The sequence below is a fragment of the Fictibacillus sp. NPDC058756 genome, assembly GCF_042746035.1.
Classification (GTDB): Bacteria; Bacillota; Bacilli; order Bacillales; family Fictibacillaceae; genus Fictibacillus.
The window spans coordinates 1,973,840-1,984,932 of the sequence record NZ_JBHYPU010000001.1 but is presented as its reverse complement, the minus strand read 5'-3'; the positions used below and the strand labels follow the sequence as shown (position 1 = coordinate 1,984,932).

Annotated in this window: 10 protein-coding genes; all 10 read left to right on the top strand. The window is 38.5% G+C overall.

The window, feature by feature from the left end; translation table 11 throughout:
• Positions 1-283: 283 nt before the first annotated feature.
• The 10 genes from yfmF to rny all read left to right on the top strand — a co-directional run bounded on the left by yfmF (position 284) and on the right by rny (position 11,020).
• A complete protein-coding gene (gene yfmF / locus ACFW35_RS09950; RefSeq protein WP_379847451.1) occupies positions 284-1,582 on the top strand; it encodes an EF-P 5-aminopentanol modification-associated protein YfmF in 1,299 nt (432 codons plus the stop codon).
• Positions 1,563-2,852 (top strand): EF-P 5-aminopentanol modification-associated protein YfmH, encoded by a 1,290-nt coding sequence (yfmH, locus tag ACFW35_RS09945; protein ID WP_379845450.1) that lies wholly within the window; start codon positions 1,563-1,565, stop codon positions 2,850-2,852. The genes yfmF and yfmH overlap by 20 nt, the downstream gene beginning before the upstream one ends.
• Positions 2,853-2,912: 60 nt before the next feature.
• Positions 2,913-3,638, top strand: a complete 726-nt coding sequence (gene ymfI, locus ACFW35_RS09940) for an elongation factor P 5-aminopentanone reductase (RefSeq protein ID WP_379845448.1) — start codon at positions 2,913-2,915, stop codon at positions 3,636-3,638.
• Between the two features lie 68 nt (positions 3,639-3,706).
• Complete coding sequence (locus ACFW35_RS09935; RefSeq protein ID WP_379833899.1) at positions 3,707-3,964, top strand: DUF3243 domain-containing protein; 258 nt, start codon at positions 3,707-3,709, stop codon at positions 3,962-3,964.
• 135 nt (positions 3,965-4,099) lie between these two features.
• Complete coding sequence (locus ACFW35_RS09930; protein WP_379833901.1) at positions 4,100-4,876, top strand: YmfK family protein; 777 nt, start codon at positions 4,100-4,102, stop codon at positions 4,874-4,876.
• Between the two features lie 18 nt (positions 4,877-4,894).
• Positions 4,895-5,761, top strand: a complete 867-nt coding sequence (locus ACFW35_RS09925) for a helix-turn-helix domain-containing protein (protein ID WP_379845446.1) — start codon at positions 4,895-4,897, stop codon at positions 5,759-5,761.
• Positions 5,762-5,799: 38 nt separating this feature from the next.
• Positions 5,800-6,378: a CDP-diacylglycerol--glycerol-3-phosphate 3-phosphatidyltransferase gene (pgsA, locus tag ACFW35_RS09920; RefSeq protein WP_379845445.1), complete on the top strand. Its 579-nt coding sequence runs from the start codon at positions 5,800-5,802 to the stop codon at positions 6,376-6,378.
• 148 nt (positions 6,379-6,526) lie between these two features.
• Positions 6,527-7,768 carry a competence/damage-inducible protein A gene (locus tag ACFW35_RS09915; RefSeq protein WP_379845443.1) on the top strand — a complete coding sequence of 414 codons (1,242 nt, stop codon included), beginning with the start codon at positions 6,527-6,529 and terminating at the stop codon, positions 7,766-7,768.
• A 128-nt stretch (positions 7,769-7,896) separates the two neighbouring features.
• On the top strand, positions 7,897-8,940 hold the full coding sequence (gene recA, locus ACFW35_RS09910; RefSeq protein WP_379833907.1) for a recombinase RecA: 1,044 nt from the start codon (positions 7,897-7,899) through the stop codon (positions 8,938-8,940).
• Positions 8,941-9,454: 514 nt separating this feature from the next.
• A complete protein-coding gene (gene rny / locus ACFW35_RS09905; RefSeq protein WP_379845441.1) occupies positions 9,455-11,020 on the top strand; it encodes a ribonuclease Y in 1,566 nt (521 codons plus the stop codon).
• Positions 11,021-11,093: the final 73 nt, after the last annotated feature.

The window sequence follows — 11,093 nt, the reverse complement described above, 5'->3', positions numbered from 1 at the left end:
GGGGCGTGCGGTGAGCCCCCTAGGCTAATATAGCCTGCCGTGGTCTCACCTGTCCCGCTGATCCCGCAGGAGTCTCGCACCTTGCGCTCCAATCACCTAATCAAAGTAGCATACTAAAAATAAAAAATGTTTAAGAGCAACATTCTTTCAAAATAAGCCCATCACAAAAAGTTCGCCTTATGGCGGACTTTTTTTCTTTTGAAAGAAGGATTGTCATGCTGAGTATAGAAAATGGGTAAACTAGGATGTAGGCTATAATGAAAGGGGCATTTATTCGATGGGAATTGTAAACCATGAAAAAACAGATCTCCATGGTATAACTGTACATACGATAGAAACAAAAAAGTACAAGACCACATCATTTATTCTTCAGATTAAAGAAGCTATTAATGAAAAGAACGTTACAAAAAGAGCATTGCTTTCCTATGTTCTCCAAAGTGGAACAAAAGATTTTCCTTCCAGCAAAGAGTTAAGAAGTGCTCTAGATGATCTATATGGTGCTACGTTAAATGCTGATCTTTCAAAAAAAGGTGAAAATCAAGTGATCAGCATTCGTATGGAAGTTGCAAATGAAAAGTTCTTATCCAACTCAGAACCTGTCCTGGACAAAGCGTTTCACTTGCTCTCTCAAGTACTGCTAGCTCCGGCTCTTGAAAATGGTGTTTTTAAAGAAAATATCGTTAAAAAAGAGAAACGCAGCTTAAAACAGCAGATTGAATCCATTTATGACGATAAGATGCGTTATGCAAATAAGAGATTGCTTGAAGAAATGTATGAATCAGAACCTTATCATTTAAACGTATACGGCAATGAAAATGAAGTGGATGCGGTTACTTCAAAAGAATTATTCGATTATTATCAGGAAGTCATCACAAACGACAATCTGGATCTATATGTAATTGGAGATATCTCTACAAATGAAATGATCGAAAAAGTAAAGAAGCACTTCCGCTTTCCGGAAAATCGAAGTGAAACTCCTGTAACCGATGAACAAAATCGGGAAGAAAAGAAAATCACAGAGGTTAAAGAAATCTTTGAAGAGCAGGATGTACAGCAAGGAAAATTGCATATGGGGTATCGTACATATACCACATACAGTGATGATGATTATTTTGCACTTCAAGTATTCAATGGTGTTTTTGGAGGTTTTTCTCATTCAAAGCTTTTTATCAATGTGAGAGAAAAAGAGAGTCTCGCTTATTATGCAGCTTCCAGGTTTGAAAGCCATAAAGGAGCAGTGTTTGTTATGAGCGGAATTGAAACTGCAAATTACGAAAAAGCGGTAAAAATTATAAAAGAACAGCATGAAGAAATTAAGAACGGGAACATCACTGATGCGGAATTTGAACAGACAAAAGCAATGATCAATAACCAGGTACTTGAAACGATTGACCATCCGATCGGATTGTCAGAAGTGCTCTATCACAATGTAGTTGCTGGAACGAACAGGACGATTGAAGAGTGGATGGATGGCATTGATAAAGTAACTAAAGAGGATGTTGTAAAAGTAGCTAAAAAGGTTACATTGGATACCATTTTCTTTCTGAAAGGAGCAGGCACAAATGGGAATGAAAACATTTGAACAACTAGATGAAACGCTGCATTTTGAGGAGCTTGAAAATGGCTTGAAAGTGTATGTACTTGAAAAGAAAGGCTTTAACAAAACATATGCTACTTTCACCACTCACTATGGATCTGTTGACAACCATTTTAAGCCGCTCGGAAAAAACGAAGAAGTAAAAGTTCCAGATGGGATCGCTCATTTTTTAGAGCATAAATTGTTTGAAAAAGAACATGGTGATGTCTTTCAGGATTTCAGCAAGCAGGGAGCATCGGCAAATGCATTTACTACATTCAACCGTACCGCATACCTTTTTTCAACAACGAGTGATGTGAAAAAGAATCTGACAACACTGATCGATTTTGTTCAAGAGCCTTACTTTACAGAGAAAACGGTGGAAAAAGAAAAAGGGATCATCGGTCAGGAAATCAGAATGTATGATGATAATCCAGACTGGAGAGTATACTTCGGGCTGATCGAAAACATGTATCATCATCATCCTGTAAAGATTGATATTGCAGGTACGGAAAAATCAATCGCTAAAATTACGAAAGATACTCTCTATGAATGCTACGAAACATTTTATCATCCGAGCAACATGATCTTGTTTATCGTAGGTCCAGTAAATGCTCAAGATATCCTTGTTTTTGTAAAAGAGAATCAATCACAAAAATCTTTTAAAGAAAAAGCACCAATCGAACGGTTTTTTGAAGATGAGCCATCGTCAGTAGCCAAAACAGAAAAAATAATTGAGATGACGGTGCAGACACCAAAATGCTATATAGGTTTTAAAGAGGCAGCTCCTAAGCGTAAAGGAAAAGAATTGATGCGTCATGAACTTTGTGTAAACTTGGCACTTGAAATGATGTTTGGAAAGAGTTCTCCAAATTATGAAGCGCTTTACGAAGAAGGATTGATTGATCAAACTTTTTCTTTTGATTATACAGAAGAGAACGGATTCGGCTTCAGCATGCTTGGCGGGGACACCCAGTCTCCTGACGAATTAGTTAAGCGTGTATCAAATATGGTTGAGGACTTTAAACAAGAAAGTGTTTCTGCTGATTCATTTGAAAGAGCTCGAAAAAAGAAAATTGGTGCCTTTCTGAGATCATTGAATTCTCCAGAGTTTATTGCAAACCAATTCACGAGATATACTTTTAATGAAATGGATCTGTTTGATGTAATCCCTGAGTTTGAATCATTGCAAGCAAGTGACGTCGAAGAAGTTCTTCAAAATCACTTTAAGAAAGAAGCGATGACTGTTTGCCAAGTCCGTAAAAAAAAGTCATAATATAATCAAAAAAACATCCTGATTTTAGGATGTTTTTTGGTTGCAAAGAGGGTTAATAAATTGAAAACTGCGCTCGTTACTGGGGCTACGGGAGCTATTGGCTCTAAAATATGCCAGATGCTTGCAAGCCGCGGCTACTTTTTATATTTGCATTACAATAGTAATACTGATGCGGCAATAAAACTTCAAGAAGAACTTGAAACACGATATAAAGTAAAAAGTGTTATTATTTCTGCAGATTTGTCACTTCCAGAAGGTTCTGAAAATTTGATGAAACAAATTCCTGGCTCCATAGATGCATTAATTTATAACTGCGGAGCACAGCATTATGGACTTTTAACAGATTTTACGGATAAATCTATAAATGAAACTATGCAGCTTCATCTTGTTAGTGCAATTTCTATTACAAAAGCAATTATTCCGGCAATGATTCAAAATAAAGCAGGAAAAATTATTATGATTTCCTCGGTATGGGGAGAGGTGGGAGCTGCGTGTGAGACAGTCTATTCTGCTGCTAAGGGGGGATTAAATGCTTTTGTAAAAGCATTATCAAAAGAACTTGCCCCGAGCTGCATTCAAGTAAACAGCGTATCACCAGGAGTTATTTCAACACCTATGCTTGATCAGTTTTCAGAATCAGAAAAGCTTGAACTTGCATCAGATATTCCTGCAGGAAGGTTTGGAGAGCCTGATGAAGTAGCTCATGCTGTTGAATTTTTAATAAGCAATAAAGCAGATTATATTTCAGGGCACATATTATCAATAAATGGATCTTGGTTTACTTAAAATTGATGTATAAAAAAGATTGAACTAAGGGATATTAATGCTGTATCAACCTTGAAGGAGGAGACAGCATGTCTGTATTAGACAACTTCGGCCAATGGAAAGATTTCCTGGCAGAGCGCTTGAATCATGCTGAGCATGAAGGCATGAACCACGAGACGATCTCAAATTTAGCTACAGAAATCGGCGGATATTTAGCTAACCACGTTGAACCAAAGAACGAGGAAGAAAAAGTTCTTGCCGATCTATGGAAAGTGGCAGATGAAAATGAAAAACACGCCATTGCTAACATGATGGTCAAGCTTGTACAAAACGACGGAAGCCGCTAAATTTAGAGAGGATGTTAAGATTTTTTTCTTAACATCCTTTTATTTTTCTTTCATAATAAATTAAAATCATTTATTATTAATTACGAAGAATAAATGTAGAAATTTGTTTCATTTTGAAGAATAAGGAGCTGAAGCATGGGAGAGCAGGAATGGTATTTAGAGTATGAAATACATAAAAACCGACCGGGTCTCCTAGGGGATATATCATCCTTGTTAGGTATGCTGGGCATTAACATCATAACGATCAATGGTGTTGATAACGAGCGGCGCGGTATGCTGCTGATTATTGATAATGATGAGAAGACAAACCGGTTAAAATCAATACTGGAATCTATGGATAACATTACAGTAACCAAATTTCGCAAACCAAAGCTGCGTGACAGACTGGCTGTCAGACACGGACGATATATTGAACGTGATGCGGATGACAAAAAAACGTTTCGGTTTATTCGGGATGAGCTTGGTATATTGGTTGACTTTTTGGCTGAATTATATAAGGTTGAAGGACATAAATTAATCGGCGTCAGAGGAATGCCCCGTGTAGGGAAAACGGAAAGCATTGTAGCTTCGAGTGTATGTGCGAATAAAAGATGGGTCTTTATTTCATCAACTTTGCTTCGTCAAACCGTCAGAAACATGCTCGCGGATGATGAATATGATTCTGATCATGTTTTTATTATCGATGGAGCAGTTTCTGCAAGAAATATGAACGATAAGCATTGGCAGCTGATTCGTGAAATAATGAGGCTTCCTGCGGCTAAAGTTGTAGAACACCCTGATCTTTTTGTACAGCAAACGGAATATACGTTAGATGATTTTGATTATATTATCGAGCTGAAAAGTCATCGCGATGAGGAAATTACATATGAAGCTCTTAAAGAAGATCCAACAGGATTTGGAAATCTAGAATGACGTAAGTGGGTGGGAAGGTTGACAGAACTAGGAAAACTATTGAAAGAAAAGCGTGAAGAAAAAGGCATGTCACTTGAAGAACTTCAAACAGCGACGAAGATACAAAAGCGTTATTTAGCTGCGATTGAATTGGGGAACTATGATGTCCTGCCAGGTACTTTTTATGCTAGGGCCTTTATTAAAAATTATTGTGAAGCAGTTGGATTAAACTACGAAACGATTTTTGATGAATATGCTCATGAAATCCCGCAGGCAGTTAAAGAAACAACAACGGAATTTGAACCCCGGTCCAAAAGAGAACGCTCATCTGTTAACGAAGAGAATTCTTTTTTAAAGCGGTTAATCCCGATTTTACTTATCGGAGTGTTAATTATAGCGATTCTTTTCTTTGTGTGGAAATTTTTGCTGCCGGATGGAAATGATCAGGCCAAAAGCGGTGAAGACGTAAAATCTGTAGAATTAGATGCGGATGCAAACAAACCGGAAAAGAAAGAAGAACACAAAAAAGAAGCTGAAAAAGAAGAACCAAAAAATGAAGAACCGGCTGAGAAAGAAGAAACTACAGCACCAAAATTGACAAAGCTTCAGACAACCGGCAAAGTAACAACATATGAGATGTCTGATGGAAACGAGCTCGTGATTGATCTGACAGCGTCTGGGCCTAGTTATGTAGGAATTAAAGATGAAACCGGCAAAAGTCATTTTGATAGTCAGATTAAAAAAGGAGAAACAAAAACTTTTGATTTAACTTCTGCAAAAGAGGTTACTTTAAATATTGGTGCATCCCATGTAACATCTATAAAAATAAATGGTGAACCATTCACTTATCCTGTACCTGCTTCTGAGTTAGTTCACCAAAAGATTGTTATTAAAAAGGCACAATAATTAACTAAGACGTTGACCGTATTTTGGAGGAATTGGCTTTGAATTTACCTAACAAGATAACAATATCTCGTATTTTTTTAATCCCGCTATTTATGATCGTACTTTTAGGCGGATTCGATTGGGGCACATGGATAATTGCAGGAGAAAAGTTACCAGTGACCCATTTTGTTGCAGCGCTAATCTTTATATTTGCATCCAGTACAGACTGGGTAGATGGTTATTATGCACGGAAATACAACTTAGTAACAAACTTAGGAAAGTTTTTAGATCCTCTTGCAGATAAACTCCTGGTCTCTGCTGCTCTGATTGGTTTAGTTGAACTGGGTGCAGCTCCTGCTTGGATGGTTATCGTTATCCTTAGCCGGGAATTCGCAGTGACGGGTATACGAGCTGTTGCTTCTGCTGAGGGAGAGGTTATTGCTGCAGGTCAGATGGGGAAATTGAAAATGTGGATACAAATCATTGCAATATCCGCTCTGTTGCTTCATAATCTTCCTTTTGCATGGATCGGTTTTCCGTTTGCAACAATAAGCTTATGGTTTGCTACTTTAATTACTCTTTATTCCGGATGGGAATATTTTGTGAACAGCAAACACATTTTACTAAAATCAAAGTAAATCATGAAAAACAGGAGAGGAACACTCCTGTTTTTTTATTCTTCCTAAGAGAAAAAATTAAAAACCAAGCTATAATTATTATGTAATCTTTTCTTTTACCAAGTTGAACTAAAATTCATTGAAGATATAATCAGGGAGAGTGGTTGAGATGAACGCAGAAATTATTGCAGTAGGCAGTGAACTGCTTTTAGGCCAAATCGTAAATTCCAATGCTCAATTTATTTCCAAAAATCTAGCTGATATAGGGGTGAATGTTTTTTATCACACGGTTGCAGGAGATAATGAAAGAAGGCTCTCTTCTGCTGTTAAAACGGCGACTTCACGTTCAAACCTTCTAATTTTCACTGGAGGTCTGGGACCGACAAAGGATGATCTTACAAAAGAGACGATTGCGAAACTTTTCAATAAAGAATTGGTTCATGATGAGGCTTCCTTGCGTTATATAACAAATTACTTTGCACAAACAAATAGGAAAATGACTGAAAACAACAAGAAACAAGCCCTTATTATTAAGGATGCCATAGTTTTACCTAATGATAATGGAATGGCTCCTGGCATGGCATTTACACAGGATGAGATTACCTGTATATTGCTTCCTGGTCCTCCGAGTGAGATGAAGCCAATGTTCATAAAATATGCTATTCCCTTTCTGCATTCAAAGATGGATGTGCAAACTAGATTATATTCGCGTGTTTTGAAGTTTTTTGGCATTGGTGAATCGATTCTAGAAACAAAGCTTTCTGATTTGATTGAAAAACAAACGAATCCTACAATTGCACCATTAGCCTCTGAACATGAAGTGACAATCCGTCTGACAGCTGCACATACCAATCAAGAAGAAGCAAAAAAACTGCTGGATGAAACAGAGTCAGAGATTGTGAGAAGAACATCTGCTTTCTTTTATGGATATGAGAAAGATACGCTGGAACAACAGGCAATGGATTCATTGCTTAAAAGAAATGCTACTGTTGCTTCAGCTGAAAGTTTAACAGGAGGTCTGTTCGGAAGTATTATGACAGATCAGCCAGGTTCCTCAGCTGTGTTTAAGGGCGGTATAATTGCATATTCAAATGAATTAAAGAAAAACTTGCTAAGTGTACCTGATTCTTTAATTAAAGAACACGGTGCCGTCAGTGAAGAATGTGCTCAATGGATGGCGGAACATATAAAAAACATCGCAAAAACAGATTATGGGATCAGCTTTACAGGTGTAGCAGGACCAGAACAACAAGAAAAAAAGCCTGTTGGAACAGTATTTATCGGCGTTGCAGGACCCCAGGTGACAAAGGTCTTCCCTATAAATCTTGCAGGAACAAGGAAGAGTATTCGGGAAAAGACAGTTAAACATGGGTTATACTTGTTAAATCAATTGGTCAAAGAAGATCAATAAAAAAATCGAATAAATGTTCGTAAAATGATTGGCAAAATGAGAAAAAAGATATATGATAGAGAAGTAGTTAACAAAGGAATTAATGAATTAAAAATAAATGAAGATACAAATTAGAGGAGTGAATTTTGATGAGCGATAGAAAAGCGGCTTTAGATATGGCTCTGCGTCAAATTGAAAAGCAATTTGGTAAAGGTTCAATTATGAAACTGGGTGAACAGACAGATCAGAGAGTTTCAACTGTTTCCAGTGGTTCCATTGCTTTGGATATTGCACTTGGAATCGGCGGTTATCCTCGCGGCAGAATAATCGAAGTTTATGGTCCGGAATCTTCAGGTAAAACAACTGTTGCACTTCACGCCATTGCTGAAGTACAAAGAAACGGCGGACAAGCTGCATTTATTGATGCTGAGCACGCGCTGGATCCTGTATATGCACAAAAACTTGGTGTCAACATAGATGAATTGTTATTGTCACAGCCTGATACTGGGGAGCAAGCGCTTGAAATCGCTGAAGCACTTGTTCGAAGCGGAGCGGTTGATATTTTAATCATTGACTCTGTTGCTGCTCTTGTACCAAAAGCTGAAATTGAAGGGGAAATGGGAGACTCTCACGTAGGTCTTCAAGCTCGATTAATGTCTCAAGCTTTGCGTAAACTGTCAGGAGCAATTAACAAGTCCAAAACAATCGCAGTATTTATTAACCAGATCCGTGAAAAAGTCGGAGTTATGTTCGGTAATCCTGAAACAACTCCAGGCGGAAGAGCACTTAAGTTCTATTCTTCAGTACGCCTAGAGGTGAGAAGAGCAGAACAGCTTAAGCAGGGTCAAGACGTCGTCGGAAACAAAACAAAGATTAAGGTTGTGAAAAATAAGGTTGCTCCTCCGTTCAGAACGGCTGAAGTTGATATCATGTACGGAGAAGGAATCTCTTATCAAGGCGAGATTTTAGATATCGGTTCAGAGATTGATATTGTCCAAAAGAGCGGAGCCTGGTATTCATATGAAGGTGAGCGTTTAGGTCAAGGCCGTGAAAACTCTAAACAATTCTTAAAAGAAAATCCTGAAATTTCGGCAGCGATTGTTGCTGAAATCCGTAACTACTATCAGTTAGAAGGAAAAGCAGCTGAAGCAGAAGCTCCGGCTTTAAAAGAAGAATTCGAGCTGACAGAATAGTAAGAAAAAAGGCCATTCAAACGACTGGCCTTTTTTTATTTGATTCTTTTCTAATAAATAGTTGCTTAAAAAACATCACTGACTAGTTGATTGGAGTGTAAGACGCAAGACTCCTGGGGGATCAGTGTGACAGGTGAGACACCTAAGGGTCCTAAGTGCCAAGGTGGCTCACCGCACGCCCGCCGGAAAGCGAGCATCTGAAACGGAGATCAACTACTTCCAAGAGCAACAAAGCTTGCGAACTAGCCTTTTTTTTTATGCGAAATTTCGTCAATTACAGGCAAATAATGCTCCTTGCTATTTTTAAGCCATCCTATTATTATAGAAGATTGACTCTCTTGACAAGCTATAGGCACACCTATAAAATGGAGATATATTTTGATTTCTTATGAAATTAAAAGATATGTATAGAATTTGTACGACATGAATGGTGCAAAGCACATGTAACACGAATGACGCCAAGAAATGCAGTATGAAAAGTAGAAAAGCAGAATAAGCAAGAGGAGGTGGAAATATGCCAAGTTTAGCAGTATTCATCTCCAGTTTGCTTGTCTCATTAGGTGTCGGTGCAATTGTCGGATATCTTGTTAGGAAATCAATTGCTGAAGCGAAGATTTCAAGCGCAGAGCGAGCAGCTGCGCAAATTGTTGAAGATGCAAAGCGCGATGCTGACGCCAGCAAGAAGGAAGCGCTGTTAGAAGCAAAAGATGAAATCCATAAGCTACGTACCGAAGCAGAACGCGAAATTCGCGAACGTCGAAACGAGCTTCAAAAACAAGAACATCGATTGGTTCAGAAAGAAGAGATCCTGGACAGAAAAGGTGAAACTCTTGACAAGAAAGAGGAATCTTTAGAAAGACGTGAGGAATCTCTCACCAAAAAACAGCGACAAATTGAAGAGATTGAAAGCAAAGTGGAGGAATTGCTGGAGGAACAGCAACGAGAGCTTGAGCGCATTTCCAGTATTACCAGGGATGAAGCCCGCCAAATCATTATGACTGAAACCGAGAACGAGATGACACATGAACTGGCGATGATGGTAAAAGAAATGGAAAACCGTGCAAAAGAAGAAGCGGACAAGAAAGCGAAAGAAATTCTTTCACTGGCTATCCAACGCTGCGCAGCCGATCACGTAGCAGAAACAACAGTATCTGTAGTAAATCTTCCTAACGATGAAATGAAAGGAAGAATTATTGGACGTGAAGGACGAAACATCAGAACACTTGAAACATTAACCGGTATTGATTTAATTATCGATGATACTCCGGAAGCTGTTATCTTGTCTGGTTTTGATCCGATTCGCCGCGAGATTGCGCGAATGGCATTGGATAAGCTTGTTCAGGATGGAAGAATCCACCCTGCGCGAATTGAGGAAATGGTTGAAAAATCACGCAGAGAAGTGGATGAGTACATTCGAGAAGTTGGGGAACAAACTACTTTTGAAGTAGGTGTTCACGGACTTCACCCAGATTTAATAAAAATACTTGGCCGTTTGAAGTATCGTACAAGCTACGGTCAAAACGTTCTGAAACATTCAACAGAAGTGGCTTACTTAGCTGGCTTAATGGCAGCTGAAGTAGGCGAAGATGTACATCTTGCTAGACGCGCTGGATTACTTCATGATATCGGTAAAGCGATTGATCATGAAGTTGAAGGCAGCCACGTTGATATCGGGGTTGAACTTGCTACAAAGTATAAGGAACACCCTGTAGTTATCAATAGTATTGCGTCACATCATGGTGATACAGAACCAACATCAATTATTGCTACTCTTGTGGCAGCAGCAGATGCATTATCAGCTGCGAGACCAGGAGCCCGCCGAGAAACTTTAGAAACGTATATTCGCAGACTTGAAAAGCTTGAAGAGATTTCAGAGTCATTTGATGGAGTTGAAAAATCTTTTGCAATTCAAGCAGGACGCGAAATTCGCATCATGGTAAAACCGGAAATGATTGATGATGTGGCTTCTTATAGACTTGCACGTGATATAACGAAAAAGATCGAGAGTGAACTGGATTATCCAGGACATATCAAAGTAACGGTTATTCGTGAGACACGTGCAGTAGAATACGCGAAATAATGAACAGGCTCAAAAGCTATCAAAACCTTTTGAGCCTGTTTTTTCTATTACAGTTTTTATTTTTATATGTAGT

Coding starts and splice junctions, on each gene's coding strand:
- yfmH (WP_379845450.1), top strand. CDS start 1,563: ATGGGAATGAAAACATTTGAACAACTAGATGAAACGCTGCATTTTGAG.
- ACFW35_RS09935 (WP_379833899.1), top strand. CDS start 3,707: ATGTCTGTATTAGACAACTTCGGCCAATGGAAAGATTTCCTGGCAGAG.
- ACFW35_RS09930 (WP_379833901.1), top strand. CDS start 4,100: ATGGGAGAGCAGGAATGGTATTTAGAGTATGAAATACATAAAAACCGA.
- ACFW35_RS09915 (WP_379845443.1), top strand. CDS start 6,527: ATGAACGCAGAAATTATTGCAGTAGGCAGTGAACTGCTTTTAGGCCAA.
- recA (WP_379833907.1), top strand. CDS start 7,897: ATGAGCGATAGAAAAGCGGCTTTAGATATGGCTCTGCGTCAAATTGAA.
- rny (WP_379845441.1), top strand. CDS start 9,455: ATGCCAAGTTTAGCAGTATTCATCTCCAGTTTGCTTGTCTCATTAGGT.